We start from the raw sequence: 13,317 nt of genomic DNA on the forward strand, positions 1-13,317 counted from the left end.
GCATGACAAACACATTCGTTGGCATTGCTGCGGTCGGTGGCTTTCTGAGTTTTGCCGTTTCGGCCATTGTGCCAGAGGTTCCGCCGATCACCGTTCGCTCACTGGAATATGAGAGCGGCATCATTCACCAGAGCCGCACGATAACAGCGGAAGGCCCGGTGTTTTTCGCGACTTGGCAGGCCGAGATTTTGGACCGTAACGGCGTGATTGTTTGCTCCGGTTCGGGGTCATGGAACTACACGGTTGGGCATCGAATTGCGGACATTCCCCTAAACGAATGGGTTGGGGATGACGGTTGCAGCGCCCGCCTTGAACAAGGCGCGGAATACACGCCTGTTGCGTCATGGTTCTGGGGGTCCGACCAAACGACCCACAAGGGCGATCCGTTCACCTTTTGACTGCCAAACATTTTGAACACAGCAACCCGCCAGCGGGGAGATAGAGATATGCAGATTTCTGACAAAGGCGTTGCCTTCTTGGCGGCGCATGAGGGCATTGTTCCCGGCCCATACTTCGACAGCGTGGGCGTCATGACCTATGGCATTGGTCACACGGCTGCGGCTGGTTCCCCATTTCCTGCGTCTATGAAACGGGGAATGCCGACAGACCTGGATGCGGAGTTGCGCAAGGTCTTTGACCTGTTCGCGGCTGACCTTGAGAAATACGCGGCTGACGTGCGGCGAGCGATCAAGGTGCCATTGGCGCAGCACGAGTTTGACGCGGCGGTGTCGTTCCACTTCAACACAGGGGCCATTTCAAAGGCAACTTGGGTCAAGAAGCTGAACAAGGGCGACAAGGCCGGTGCGATCCGCGACATCATGAACTGGCGCAAGCCAAAGGAAATTATCCCGCGACGCACAGCAGAGCGCGACCTGTTCGCCAAAGGCACTTACGGCAAGACATCCGCGACGGTCTGGAACGTGACTGAGGCCGCGAAAGTGGTTTGGAAGGCCAAACGCACCCTGTCTATGGGCGATATGCTTGACCTGATGGACCGCAAGCCCACCCCGGCCCCCGTTTTGGACATAGACACCCCCAAGGCCCCACAGGGCGGCTTTGCGTGGCTTACTGCGCTTCTGGCGGAGTTGTTTCGGAGGTAGGGCGTAAGACCCGCCCTGCAGCACGGGTGCTGGCACGGGCGGGAATGAAGTGTTCAGCCTTCCATTCCTATCTACGCCATTCAGGCGGTTTTCTCAACATACCATTGTGTTCCACCCTGTTCCATTTGAAAGGAAACGCCATGAAATTGGTGAACCAACCTTCTGCGCTTCCCACCAACAAGCTGGCCGTTTCTGTGATGATTGGCCCGGTGGTCACGGAACTCTGGCCTGAGGTGATGATGGACGTTTACCCACCGCTTGCAGGTGGTGATGCGACTGCCGTTTTCGTTGGGGCAATCGCCGCCCTGATTGTGGGTTACTTTGTGCCTGATCGGGCGAATGTGGGGTGATTGGCGGATGGCCGAGGAGTCGAACCCCCAACCTTTCGGTGTCATCACGGTTTTCAAGACCGCTTGCCGCCCACGCAGCGAGACCATCCGTTTGGCGGTGGGCAGTGGTCTCGATCCACATTCTTGAAAGAACGAAACGATTAGCAATCGCACCCCGGCACCTGCCGGGTTTACCCACCTGTTGTTTTAGCGGGAACTGCTTTGTGATCGCTTCGTGTTCATAACACGCCCCGTTACACGAACAAGCCCAACAAATCAACCCGAAAGACTCTGACCATGCGATTAGCCCTGATTTTGGTGCTGATTCTGACCGCCTGCACCCTTGCATGGTGGCAGGGCGGCACCGGCAAGCGTGAGGCTGATGCCCGCGCCGACACCCTCGAAAGGATCAACGATGCAGACACCAGCAAGGGCGACCCTGCTGCTGATGACGCTTGGCTGCGTGATTGGCTGCACCGGAATTAACGACGCCACGGGGCTAGAGGCCCTGCGCGACCCACTCACGGCCCTGACAGAGGGCGTGGTGGCCCGCGATTGGGACAAGACAACATCTTCAACCCGCGACGTGCTGGCGACGTGGGATGCAGCATTAGGAAACTGACATGCAGCTTGGAATTTCAATGGGCCTCACGCAGGCGCGCGCTACGGCTGTGTCTGCGGGCGTCACAGTCACCACAGACACCGGCATTCCGCTATTCACTGGGCAGCAAACCGGCGATGAGCTGGTGCTGACGGACCAGCCCTATGCTGGCACGTACACCATCCCCGATGTGAGCGGCGGGCCGGTCTATCTGAAAGCCCCGGTTATCACGACCAACACGGGGCAGGGCGAGACACAGACGGCCACACCGGGGCTGGTGGCCTATGATAACAGCCTTGGCACGGTCACAATCTCTGGCATTTGGCAGGCCGATGCGGTGGACATTTCGGGCGAAACGGGCCTGACGTACACCATCGGCGTAGATGACGTTGATCTGCGCTATCGCGAGACTGCCAGCCAGCCTTCACTGACAGCGGCCAATTCAAATTCCAACGTGGTTGCAATCCCGGCGGCGTCTTTCGCCCCCACGGACCTTGGGTCTAAGTTGAAGTTGTGGCTAGACTTCACGGACACAAGCACGCTCTACCAGACAACGGACACCTCAACGCCCGCTGACACTGCCGCTGATCCCGTAGCGCGGGTTGATGATAAATCCGGCAACGGCAACCACTTCACACGGTCAACGTCTTCACCTTTGCCAGAGGTCAGCGCCAACGGGAATGTCGTGTTTGTCGCTGATGAATACCTCAAAGGGCAGACCAACGACACGTGGCACCAAGCAGTCACGGACGGCACCTATTGCGCTTCTATCAAGACCGATGACCAAGACGGATTCATGTTGCTCAATTCGCGGCTGACTTCGAGTTGGTTTGGCATCTGCCAGAACTCAACCAGCACTGCGCTAGATGCGAACTCTGGAACGGTGACTTACCGCAAAAACGGGGCGGCGATCACGCCCAGCACCCGGAATGACATGCGGCTGGAATATGCCACTGACACAACCCTCGTCGCCACCGCGCAAGGTTTGGACCTGTCCGGCTGGCCCAATGACGCTTGGCTAGGGGCTTACGCCTCTAATGGCTCCCTGAGTTTTGCGGGTGAAATGAATGAGGTTGTGATTGCGGACGGCTTGACGACAGCCGAACGGGACAGCCTTGAAACCTACATGGCAAGGCACAACGCATGACCTTCACACTCACAGGCGCGGCAGGCCAGCGGATGCGCGGCAGTTTGCGGCGCGGCGGCTCAACCCTCGCCACTTTCGATGTCCTGTCCTACGGCACGCCTCAAAGCACCGACAACAATGGATGGGGGCCAGTGACCCCCGGTGCGACTGCCACCATTCGGCTGGTAAAGCGGTCTAACCTGCAAGTCGCGCCGGAAGGCATGTTCTTTGAGGTTGATCTGACCGGCTTTGACACCGCTGGCCCGGTTGACGCAGACGCCTACAACCCGCAGCGTCATGATGTCTATTATTTCTGGGACTTTGGCGATCCGGGTAGCCAGTTCACCGAAACCGTGAACGTCATGGCCCACCAGCGCGACGCAAACAAAGGCTACGGCCCGACCGCCGCCCACGTCTACGCAGCACCCGGCAACTACACCGTGTCCTGTCTTGTTGTTGAACCGTCCAGCGGCAAGGTTGCTATCGCGCTATTTCAGATCGGCGGGGGCGGCGCAGACACCCCTGCAATCCAAGACCCTGATACGGTCTTTGCTGACGGCCTGACCATCATCGTGGACGACACAGGCACCGGCCTGCCTGCCTATCCAAACGCCATTGTGCAGACCACACCGGCGGGCGCGGAAAGCTACGCCAACAACAAAGCCGGTCCGTTCCGCATCATGATGATGGATGACCAGGAGTATGACTTCGGCGGCTTTGGCGTCACGTCGCTCTCGCCTTCGCTGCATTTCGTGCGATCCGGCACCGGCACGGCCAAGCCGAAAATCAACCACACCAGCGGCAGCCGCATGTTCTATTTCGTCGGTTGGGACCCCAGCAACGTGAAAGACTGCGTTGTTAGCGGGTTGGACTTTGACGGAGGGTGGGACAGCACCACGGAAAGCGGGCGCAGCGGGGGCAATTCGTGCTTTTCGCAGTCCACCGATCAGGGCAGCTATCTGCTGGTCACTGAATCCGAAGTGCGTAATTTCGGCGCGCACGCGTATGTCGCGATCAGCTTCACCAATGAGCTGGGCGTCCGCATGTTCCACAACATGGTCAGCGAAGGCAGCCGGTCGTATCACTTCTATGAGGAAATCAACGCGCCCGTGGCCTACTTGGGTGTGCGCGGCATGTCCAACGTCAATGCGCTGTCCGGTGGGCCAAGGAACGACTCCCACAATGACGCCGCCATCGTGCGCTTCCAGAGCGCAACGAACGTGGTCATGGATGGTTGCGACATCTTTGTCCGCACGGGGTGGTTTGAGAACGCTTTTGGCCTTCACACTCAGCAAGCGGCGGTGCGCTTCGACCAGCGCCAGAACCGTGGTTCTCGCATGAACATGCAGCGTTGCAGCATTGAGGGCAGTATGTCCATTGCCCGCATGAACAACAACGTGCAGGTGAACGCGGGCAATATTTTAGTCGAGCGCAACATTCTGCAAGGCACAGCCTTCGACGGAAACTTGGCAATCATTGAGCGCGGCGGGACCATCATTCGCAACAACATCTGCCTTGTTCCAGACGTTGCGCGCTTTGACTTCTTCGGACTATTTGACCCGAGCCACTTCTTTAAGGCTGTGGCCTACGACGATGCTGGCGCGCAGCAGGGCAACCCGACAGAGGCTTACGCCGCGCCCTTGCGCATTTACAACAACACATGCGTTTCCATGCTGTCCGCTGCCAACGGGCTGCCCGCGTCTCTGGGTGTTCTGACGCAATCAGGATATTCAGATGTCACGGTGGCGAACAACGTGGAACACTACCCCAACGCCTCGCCTGCCGTTGTCCCGCAAGGGCCGATGGTGAACCTGACGACGTGGACGCCGCGCCACAACGGATATCGGTCGATGTACGAGATTGTGAACCACGACCTCGTTTCTGACGTTCCTGATGGCGGTACAGTAACGATCCCATACAACGCGGGACGCGGGGCCTCTGACTACACCAGCACACTTGAGGCGCATCGTTTCGCGATCATGGGAGGGAGCGGCAACCGGCAGGTTTACAACTTTGCTCGGGATGACCTGACTCCATCCTCAAAGAGGGACGTTCCAGTCTCATTCGGCGCATCAGACTTCACGGTAACCAACGACACCGGGGAGACATGGACAGTCGGGGCTATTCGCATGGTCCTGTTCTGCCGTGATAGCCCGTTGGCCTTTGGCGATTATGCCTCACCAGCGGTTAACAGCTATCCGGTCGGGATCGACGGCGACTCTGCGGCTGACGGGGCTGCAACGGGGGCGGTCAAGGCATCTGCGGACTTCTACGGGGATAAGCGCGCAACGCCCTCTGTCGGGGCGCTGGAACCTGCTTAGGACTGCTCTTTGTGGTCTTCAGTTTGGGCGCTGAAACTCATGCTGCCCCCAATGCTTGATTAAATGCTCGCGCATCCCTTCATGTATCGCGTCCAGATATCTTAGGGCGTAATCGAGGTCATGTCCGCCCTGCTGCGCGCCCCCACCGATACCTGTGGCCAAGGCATCCGCTTGAGCAAAGAACGACGGTTCTGTCGCTTGCCCAGCAACAAGGTCCAGAATTGCTTGAGCCATCTGATCGCGTGTCATTCGCCCGTCCCCATCGCCGCATCTGCCGCTGCATTGGTCGCGCGCACCATAGCGTCAATGTCAGCGTCCTCTTTGGCGTGGCGGGCGTCAATGGCGTCAAGGCGGGCCTCTATAGTGGCGATGCGTTCGTCTGTCGTCTTGGTCATGATCTGGTTCCTTAGGTTGTTGCTATCGACGCCTTGAATGCCGCCGCTGTTTCCGGTGATGGCATTGCCAATTCGGCCTGCGCCTGCATGTGGAATGCCAACCCAATGGCTCGGTGCATCGGCTTGATACCTTCCTCTGCCATTTGCTGCACAGCGACCTCTGTGATTGCCATTGCGCGGGTGAGGCTTTGTTCGTCGTTCATGCGGGCGTTCCTTTATGATGCTTCCCACAGGTGCTTATGCGCTGTGGGTGATTTCATGGATTTTCGAGGTCGCGACGGCACGGACCATTCGCCGCCGCCGCGCTTGCCAATTAGCTTCCAACCAGCTGCGCGAAGGCTTGCGCCACCTTCATCGGGCAGGGTGTAGGTGCCAATTCTTGTGAAGCCCAAAGCAAACGCCGCACGGGAGGCTTTGCCGTAAAGAAATGAGCAAGCGTTTCTGGTGCCATCGGTACACAGGCGGGTGACTTCGGCGGTCAGTCCATCGTCACGGTGCCGGGACACTGGACGCCCAACGATCACCACGCCACACAGCCTGCCTGCCTGAAAGCAACCGATGCTATACAGGTGACCGACAACCGGCGGGTGGTGCCGATGGTGGTCGCGGACAAATGCGTTTGCTTCATCTAGTGATATGCGGCCATGCGACAATATGCTGACGTTCCTCATAGTAGAGAATTATTTGTTACAATGAATGTCTACTCTAAGTTGGGCATTCAGGCAAGAAAAAAGTTTACAATGAAATGCAAAATGAGATATATGGATTTTTGAAGGCAGAAAGTGAAAAGTTCACAATGACTCGACTCGATCAGGCGACTCAGTTCAGTAACCTCATCCATGGATGGAAGGTTTCTAATTGGGTATGCGCGGGTCTCGACAGAGGATCAGGATTTGCGCTTGCAGGTGCAGGCCATGGAGCGCTACGGCGTGCCACCCGGTCGCATCATCAAGGAAAAGATGTCGGGCAAGTCCCTGCGCGGGCGCAAGCTGAACACAGCGCTCAAGTATCTGCGCCCTGGGGATCGGATTGTCGTCTGGAAGCTGGACAGGCTGGCTCGGTCGGTCAAAGACATGATCCGCGTTGTGGAAACCATCGAAAAGGCCGGGGCCGATCTGGTCAGTCTGACAGAGGGCGTGGACACATCTACCGCGATGGGCCGGTTCTTCTTTCACATCATTGCCTCAATCGCAGAATTGGAGAGAGGCATGATATCTGAGCGGACAAAGGCCGGGATGGCCGCGCGCAAGGCCAAAGACCCTGACGTAAAGTGGGGCGCAAAGCACTGGTTTGACGACTTCCCGAAGCGCCGCAAGCATGTGCAGGGCCTTTACAACGCTGGCGAGTTCACCTTGCAGCCCAACGGCAAGGGCGGCGTGAAGATCAAGGGCATGTCTGCGCTGGCGCTGATGGCCGAAATCAACGCGCCCGGCGTCATTGGTGATGCTTTGCCGGTCAAGAATGCTGAGACGATCCGTCGCTGGCTGCGCGCCGGTGCGCCGGGGCTGGATTACACGCTGGATGCTGGGGAGGCGGGCGATGTTTGAGCGCGGCCAAGTTGTGATGTGCCATCCACTGAGATGGTCAGAACCGGGGGAGGTGAAGATTATGGCCGTTGCGGATGGCTATGCAATGGTGCGTCGAAAAGGCTGTATGCCATTCGTTGCGTCCTTGAGGGAGCTTCACATTAAGGAGGATCGGGGCTGATGCGGTTTTCAAAGAAGATTGCTTATGTTGCTGTATTTGTTGGCCTCATGGGTGTGTTTCGTGACAAGCCGGTCTTAGAGCTGTCGGCCTTCATCATGCTTTCATCCGCGTGCATATGCCGGTCGATTGAAGATCACACAGGGGAGGCGGGCGATGGCTGAATTGGTCGCGTTTTCTGTTTATCTAGCTGGCGTAATTGGGGTCATGAAGTCACCGTATGATTTTGCTCGTGCAGAAATGGACGGGAAAGTGGTCAATATCTCCGCTGACGAGCGCCGCTTTGTTCGCGTTTGCCTCGCGCTGATTTGGCCTTGGTGGGCAGTTTATCTCTACACCTCGACAAGTTTGTTTCGGGCATCGGACAACGCAAAGGAGGCGGGCGAATGACGATGTTTTTCACAAGACTTATTTGCAGGTTTCGCGGGCCGGGGCTATACACCGCTTTTGGTCGTCGCGCCCGTGCTGGAGATCGGGTGATGATCTGGAAACCTCATAAGGTGGGTGACCGGGGGCTCGCGTATTTGTCTGAGAGGGGCAAGGCTGATGACTGATCCCGAAATTCTAAAGGGTTTGCTGGATGGTGAGTTTTCGTCGCTAACCATCGGCTTCAATGATGACCACGCCTGCAATTACGCCACAGCCCAGCAATTCCACGACGAGTGGGGTTTTTATGGGGGCGGCGCTGACTGTCGTATTGAGTGGGTGTCAGAAAAGGAGGCGGGCGATGGCTGAGTTGGTCGCAAGTTCCTTCAACCACATGTGCTATTTCGGACCGCCGGACCCGTTGGATCGGCGGCGTCTGTATGCGGGCGGGCGACTTGTTGACGACGAAGCGGGGACAGAACGCTTGCTGAACTTCAAGGACGTGATGCGGATCGAGGCCGAGGCTCTTTCTTCGCACTTGCCACCCGAAAACCCTTGGTCCTGGCACCTTGCCAAGATTAGGGCCAATCAGAGTTCCTTAGACCACACAGGGGAGGCCAAGGGCTGACCCTCCTATCCACCCTCCGCGACCACACGCTGCACCTTGATTCGAGAACGGCCATAGCGCGGGTCTGGACTGCAACACCCTCCCACAGGACGCCACAGTGGCCCAGATCGCCGCCAAGGCACGCTGCAAGGAATGCGGTGCGTCCGTGAGGGCAGACGGATACGGCGTGCGGATCATTCGGAAGCTGCCGGGGGATCAGTGAGGGCGGACAGGATACGGGCTTCGTAGTCAGCTTGAGCGGCAGATTTGGCCAGACTTGATGGGCCAAACCAGACCACACTGTCGCCAAACTCGTGACACGTAATGCCGAATGAGACTTCTGAATATCCAGGTCGCGTTTCGTCAATTGTGTAGTGAGCGGAGAAACCGCCCCAGAGGTTGAAGGGGGACCAAAGAGACCCGATCGATCCATTTTGCCCCCACACCAGCGGCTTGACCTTTGGGCGCGCCAGATCGGCGCGGATGTATTCCTGCTCCATACCGTCACCAAACGGCTCGCCAACAGAGATGTCATAGTCCTTGCTCTGCCAGTCACCCGTATACGGTCCTATCCAAATTCTCTCCGGTGCATCACTCATTCGCGCACTCCTTCTCTATCGCCGGGGCGGGTGGGGGCGTTGGCCTCAAAAAACGCTTGTGCGGCTCCACGCGGCGTCAAATTCCGAATTTCCTTGGTCTTGCGCGACGACCCGCCAAGATACATGAATTGCCGTGATCCCCTGATCGTGCGGCCCGACTTTGTCACACGCTCAAGGATTTCTGGGACCACTGGCTTTTGTTCGGGCCAGACAAATCCCCCGCCAATCCACGCCCCGGTTTTCTTGGGGTAGGCATCCCGTGCCGCGATGTATTTGGGCCAAGTTGGGTGCACATCATCGGGCGGCAGGTATCCCCCGAAATCGCTAGGGTTCCAGATCACATCAGGCTTGCGCCACATCGTGCAAAGCTTTCCGATTGGGTTTTCAATCAATGACCTGAAACCATGCTCACGCGCCATGTCGTCGGCGAGCGTTGCGCGACGGACAGCCCGCAGCTGAAAGCCCGGATCGGACTTGCGTTTGCGCTCAAAGTGCTTTGCGCCAGAGCCGGTGAGGTCATCGCACGGTGGCCACGCAAACAAGACTTTCCGTCCCTTGGCGTGCCGCATGATGCTGGCGACGGCCATCCATCCGCCCGCGCCGGGGTCAAGATCGGCGGGAATGAAAGTGACGTTTCCGTCTGTCAGATAGGTTTCGTGCAGGATGTCCAGGCAGTAGCAATCATAGCCTGCGGCAGCCCACGGCGCGACAGCGGTGCCACTATGGTCAAACAGGCTTATGACAGTCCCAAGGGATTTGCCCATCTCATCTCTCCTTTTGCGAAGTGTTCCCCGGTTCGCCGAACTGGCGTGAACCGGAATAGGCTGCGAAAACGCCAGTCAGGGCTTGTGCAAGAAGCGCGCCATGGTGCGTTTTGCAGTAGGTTGCGTGGGGGCGGCTTCGTTTACACAAAAGCGCGCGCTGGTTCCGAGTTAACACTTCGCCCCGTAAGTCATTGAAACCTATAAGGCCATTCTTGGTGAGGTTAACGCCGTAAGCCGTTGAAAGGAATAGCTTTGCGTCGTCCTCTACGGACCGCCAATTTCATGTGTTGAACGTTGGGGACTTTGATTCTCCTGTCCGGGGATGAATCCAAATCCGAGCCCTCGTGTTTTGACCTTCGGGCGGATCGCAGCGAAGGTTAGGACGGGGTCCTGCGGAACATCAAGCCAAGTCCGGGTGCGGCCCGACCTGGAGGGCATCTGCGACGGTCCCGTGGCGCGGGGCATCGCCACAAGTACGCCGTCATGCTGCTTGCAAGGGTCGAATACGGCCCTCCTGGGGGAGGTCGGGCCGTGCCCGGACTTGCGCCGGACGGTGGCACTTTGGGCTGATTTGTTACGCGTTAGGTGGACGGCAGTTTCGTCCGCAAAGCCGGCGTAACCGCAGGTGTGGCGGACGGGTGATCCGGGTTTGACAACCGCGACGATCCGGGTGGGGCTGCGCGACATGGTACGTTGATGCGTTTCAGGATACTGCTGGGATCGAGGCCGAAGATTGAGCATCGCGAATTCGGGGTTTGGGCAGTCAGAGCCCGGTGATCACACGGACCTCATGCGCGCGGGCGCAGTAGCGTGCGGCGGGGCCGAAGCTGTCGAGGTCGGCGGCCAGCTGCGGAAAGAGCGACAGGAGTTCGGCGCGGGTGGCATCGGGCATCGCGGCGATCCCGCGCGGGCCGGGGTGGAAGCTTTCGGACGGGATGCCATCGGCAAAGACGATCTGGTGGTCGTCAAACAGCAGGTGAATGTAGTCCACCGTGCCGCCGGTGCGGCGGGTGATGGTGCAGTCATTCAACAGGTGCAGGGCAGGGGCCAGAACCTCATCCGTGCCGCAGACCACATCGCAGCGCCAGTCCGACAGCATCATGCGGTGTTGCGGCGAGACCTCCATCGTGCGGGCGTTGCCGAGGGCGCCGGATTGGATGCGCACCGGAGCGTGCGGCCCTTGGGCAAGCACAGTGGTGCGGCCCACCCAGCGCAGCGGTTGCAGGCCACCATCAAGCGTATAGATGCGGTCGCCTGCGCAGAGGTCTTCGATCGCAACAGCACCTGTCGCGGTGATGATCCGGGTGCCGGGGGTGAAACAGGTCACGGTTTCGATGTTGACGAAATCAGTGCCCTTGCCGGTTTCTGACCCGTCCTTGTTGAGGTAGACAACCCGGCCCGCGCCGCTGTGTGGGTCATTGTCTTGCCAGTCGATCCGGTAGCGGCCGCCTGTCACGGTCAGGCTGTCCTTGCCGCTGCCGCCATCGACGAGCCCCACATTTGCGCCATGTCCCAGCGTGATGCTGTCCTTGCCATTGCCCGTGTCAATCAGGTCGGCACCCGCGCGGCCCGCGATGCTGACATAGTCCTTGCCGTTGGCTGTGGTGATCTTGCCGGCAAAGGCGGCTTCGGTCAGGGTCACGCTGTCCTTGCCATTGCCGGTGGCGATGGCGTCAACGGTCGCTTCGCCCGAGAGCAGAATCGTGTCGCGGCCTTCGCCTGCATCGATGCAGCCGTTGATGCTTCCACTCGACATCGCGAATGTATCGTGGCCCGGCCCAAGGTCCACGCCATCGCCCACACGGCTCCCCCCGACGAGGGTGACGGTGTCGTTGCCTGCACCTGTGGTCAGCGCGCCAAGGATGTTCTGGGCGAAGACGTTCAAGACGTCGGCGTTTTCGGTGCCATCCATGGCCGCCACATCGGTCAGGCCACGGGGGGCCATCACAAAGGGATCGTCCTGCAGCATGTCGATCTGGGTGTTGCGCAGGATGATGTCCGACAGTGTGCTGTTCTGGACTTCTGTCAGGATCGCCTCGCCAAGGCCCGGATCAAGCTGGCCGAAGGTTTCGTCAGCTGCGCGAATCCGGTCGAATTGATCGGTGATGACATAGGTGAAAATCGGGCCCATCTGGGTGTCGGGCAGCGCATCCTCTGCCAGTCCGCCGACCCAGAGGTCAACATCGTGGACGGTGTCATAGACGGCTGCCAGTTCGGCCTGTAGGGCAGGGTCGGCGGTGATGATGCTGAAATCGCCGGGATCGAGCGTGGCAGGGTCGATGTCGCCCAAAAGGGCGGCGCGTGTGTCGACGTAGCTTTGCAAGCCGTGGTCCTGACCGCGCAAAAGGTTGAAGGCCACAAGGCTTTGCCCATTCGCGCCATTGTCGTTGAAAAGCGCAAAATTGAGGTCGTCGACGACCTTGGTATCCACCTCTTGCGCGTGGCTGGCGGCCTGACCGCGCAGGATGTCGTCAATACCGCCTGTGCGCAAAGGGTCGGCGTCAAAGAACACGTCCTGAATGGCCATATCGCCCGCTTCACCGGTGCTGCCGTCTTCGTTCATCGACGGGATCGTGGAGGACACCATCGTATGCCCAAAGCGGAAGGCGGCGGTCGAAAACTCGACCGAGATTTGTCCATCGGCGTCGGGGTCATGGCCGGTGTGATCGCTTACGGTGTCACCCGCCAGATGCGGCAACCATTCGTTGTAGGTGATTTGCTGGAGTTCAAATTCAACGATCTGGCGCGCGCCGTCAAAGACCTGATCGTCGGTCCAGTCGGGGTGCTCTTCGGCGAGCCGGTCAGCCCAATAGTTGTGTTCGCGCGCCATCAGCGTGTGCATGGCGTTCAGCGCGGGGTTTTCATTGGCGCGCACGTCGCCTGCCATAAAGGGGCACTGGCCGCCGCCTGCCATTAGGTTGGCGTGATCCTTGGGCAAAAGACCCATGTCGGACCATTGATCCTCTCCCATGCGGAGATGCCCGTAATCACCACGCAGCAAGTCAGTCATCGGCTCGGTCGAGCCGTAGATCTGGCTGCCGTCGATGGCCCAGGTGATCGCGTTGAGAGGGACGCGGTTGCCGTCTTCATCAAGCTCAAATTCAGAGCGGTGGATCGTGGTGTTGCCTTGGGTCAGCGTTTCGGTTTCGGATTCAGGCGACAGCGTGATGTCGTGATCTAGAAACTGGCCCCAGGCGACAAAGAGGTTCGACAGGCCCGCACTGTTAGGCATGTCGGCGTCTTGATCAAAAAGCGCGCTGGAAATGGCATCAGGACTGGTGCCGCCGCCGTTGGCATCACTGGCCTCGGTCAGGCGGATTTGCTGTTGAGGGGTTTCAAGCGTGGGCATGGCAACTGGTCAGAACAAGGATATCCGTGTTGTGACAGGCAGTTGCTACGCTGGCT

General features: G+C 58.9%; 19 protein-coding genes. 12 read left to right on the top strand and 7 right to left on the bottom strand.

Annotated features, from left to right (window positions below; genetic code table 11):
* The first annotated feature begins 2 nt into the window (after positions 1-2).
* The 7 genes from AB3Y40_RS06850 (at position 3) to AB3Y40_RS06880 (ending at position 5,477) form a co-directional block, all read left to right on the top strand.
* Positions 3-398, top strand: a complete 396-nt coding sequence (locus AB3Y40_RS06850) for a hypothetical protein (RefSeq protein WP_369438048.1) — start codon at positions 3-5, stop codon at positions 396-398.
* A 48-nt stretch (positions 399-446) separates the two neighbouring features.
* Positions 447-1,100 (top strand): lysozyme, encoded by a 654-nt coding sequence (locus AB3Y40_RS06855; RefSeq protein WP_369438049.1) that lies wholly within the window; start codon positions 447-449, stop codon positions 1,098-1,100.
* Positions 1,101-1,240: 140 nt separating this feature from the next.
* Entirely contained in the window at positions 1,241-1,450 is a 210-nt protein-coding gene (locus AB3Y40_RS06860) for a hypothetical protein (RefSeq protein WP_369438050.1), read from the top strand.
* 276 nt (positions 1,451-1,726) lie between these two features.
* Positions 1,727-1,915, top strand: a complete 189-nt coding sequence (locus AB3Y40_RS06865; protein ID WP_369438051.1) for a hypothetical protein — start codon at positions 1,727-1,729, stop codon at positions 1,913-1,915.
* Positions 1,845-2,051 carry a hypothetical protein gene (locus tag AB3Y40_RS06870; protein WP_369438052.1) on the top strand — a complete coding sequence of 69 codons (207 nt, stop codon included), beginning with the start codon at positions 1,845-1,847 and terminating at the stop codon, positions 2,049-2,051. The genes AB3Y40_RS06865 and AB3Y40_RS06870 overlap by 71 nt, the downstream gene beginning before the upstream one ends.
* A 1-nt stretch (position 2,052) precedes the next feature.
* Positions 2,053-3,177 (top strand): hypothetical protein, encoded by a 1,125-nt coding sequence (locus tag AB3Y40_RS06875; RefSeq protein WP_369438053.1) that lies wholly within the window; start codon positions 2,053-2,055, stop codon positions 3,175-3,177.
* Complete coding sequence (locus AB3Y40_RS06880) at positions 3,174-5,477, top strand: hypothetical protein (RefSeq protein WP_369438054.1); 2,304 nt, start codon at positions 3,174-3,176, stop codon at positions 5,475-5,477. Before AB3Y40_RS06875 ends, AB3Y40_RS06880 begins: the two co-directional genes overlap by 4 nt.
* An 18-nt stretch (positions 5,478-5,495) precedes the next feature.
* Here the strand turns inward: AB3Y40_RS06880 and AB3Y40_RS06885 are convergent, their stop codons facing one another.
* Genes AB3Y40_RS06885 through AB3Y40_RS06900 form a run of 4 tightly spaced genes read right to left on the bottom strand, consistent with a single transcriptional unit; the run spans position 5,496 to position 6,543 of the window.
* Positions 5,496-5,726 carry a hypothetical protein gene (locus AB3Y40_RS06885; RefSeq protein WP_369438055.1) on the bottom strand — a complete coding sequence of 77 codons (231 nt, stop codon included), beginning with the start codon at positions 5,724-5,726 and terminating at the stop codon, positions 5,496-5,498.
* On the bottom strand, positions 5,723-5,872 hold the full coding sequence (locus tag AB3Y40_RS06890; RefSeq protein WP_369438056.1) for a hypothetical protein: 150 nt from the start codon (positions 5,870-5,872) through the stop codon (positions 5,723-5,725). Before AB3Y40_RS06890 ends, AB3Y40_RS06885 begins: the two co-directional genes overlap by 4 nt.
* 11 nt (positions 5,873-5,883) lie before the next feature.
* On the bottom strand, positions 5,884-6,075 hold the full coding sequence (locus tag AB3Y40_RS06895; protein ID WP_369438057.1) for a hypothetical protein: 192 nt from the start codon (positions 6,073-6,075) through the stop codon (positions 5,884-5,886).
* A gap of 12 nt (positions 6,076-6,087) precedes the next feature.
* Positions 6,088-6,543, bottom strand: a complete 456-nt coding sequence (locus AB3Y40_RS06900) for an XF1762 family protein (protein ID WP_369438058.1) — start codon at positions 6,541-6,543, stop codon at positions 6,088-6,090.
* Between the two features lie 168 nt (positions 6,544-6,711).
* Between AB3Y40_RS06900 and AB3Y40_RS06905 the strand changes: the two genes are divergently transcribed.
* The 5 genes from AB3Y40_RS06905 (at position 6,712) to AB3Y40_RS06925 (ending at position 8,570) form a co-directional block, all read left to right on the top strand.
* On the top strand, positions 6,712-7,419 hold the full coding sequence (locus tag AB3Y40_RS06905) for a recombinase family protein (protein WP_369438059.1): 708 nt from the start codon (positions 6,712-6,714) through the stop codon (positions 7,417-7,419).
* A 159-nt stretch (positions 7,420-7,578) separates the two neighbouring features.
* Positions 7,579-7,740, top strand: coding sequence for a hypothetical protein (locus AB3Y40_RS06910; RefSeq protein WP_369438060.1), 162 nt, complete (start codon positions 7,579-7,581; stop codon positions 7,738-7,740).
* Positions 7,733-7,966, top strand: coding sequence for a hypothetical protein (locus AB3Y40_RS06915; RefSeq protein ID WP_369438061.1), 234 nt, complete (start codon positions 7,733-7,735; stop codon positions 7,964-7,966). The genes AB3Y40_RS06910 and AB3Y40_RS06915 overlap by 8 nt, the downstream gene beginning before the upstream one ends.
* A gap of 156 nt (positions 7,967-8,122) precedes the next feature.
* On the top strand, positions 8,123-8,311 hold the full coding sequence (locus AB3Y40_RS06920; protein ID WP_369438062.1) for a hypothetical protein: 189 nt from the start codon (positions 8,123-8,125) through the stop codon (positions 8,309-8,311).
* Positions 8,304-8,570 carry a hypothetical protein gene (locus AB3Y40_RS06925; RefSeq protein WP_369438063.1) on the top strand — a complete coding sequence of 89 codons (267 nt, stop codon included), beginning with the start codon at positions 8,304-8,306 and terminating at the stop codon, positions 8,568-8,570. Before AB3Y40_RS06920 ends, AB3Y40_RS06925 begins: the two co-directional genes overlap by 8 nt.
* A gap of 173 nt (positions 8,571-8,743) precedes the next feature.
* Here AB3Y40_RS06925 and AB3Y40_RS06930 read toward each other — a convergent pair whose 3' ends face one another.
* The 3 genes from AB3Y40_RS06930 to AB3Y40_RS06940 form a co-directional block, all read right to left on the bottom strand.
* Complete coding sequence (locus AB3Y40_RS06930) at positions 8,744-9,148, bottom strand: hypothetical protein (RefSeq protein ID WP_369438064.1); 405 nt, start codon at positions 9,146-9,148, stop codon at positions 8,744-8,746.
* Positions 9,145-9,912 (bottom strand): hypothetical protein, encoded by a 768-nt coding sequence (locus AB3Y40_RS06935; RefSeq protein ID WP_369438065.1) that lies wholly within the window; start codon positions 9,910-9,912, stop codon positions 9,145-9,147. The genes AB3Y40_RS06930 and AB3Y40_RS06935 overlap by 4 nt, the downstream gene beginning before the upstream one ends.
* Positions 9,913-10,675: 763 nt before the next feature.
* On the bottom strand, positions 10,676-13,261 hold the full coding sequence (locus tag AB3Y40_RS06940) for a peroxidase family protein (protein WP_369438066.1): 2,586 nt from the start codon (positions 13,259-13,261) through the stop codon (positions 10,676-10,678).
* Between the last annotated feature and the right edge of the window lie 56 nt (positions 13,262-13,317).

It is taken from the genome of Yoonia sp. R2331, from assembly GCF_041103235.1.
GTDB lineage: Bacteria > Pseudomonadota > Alphaproteobacteria > Rhodobacterales > Rhodobacteraceae > CANMYO01.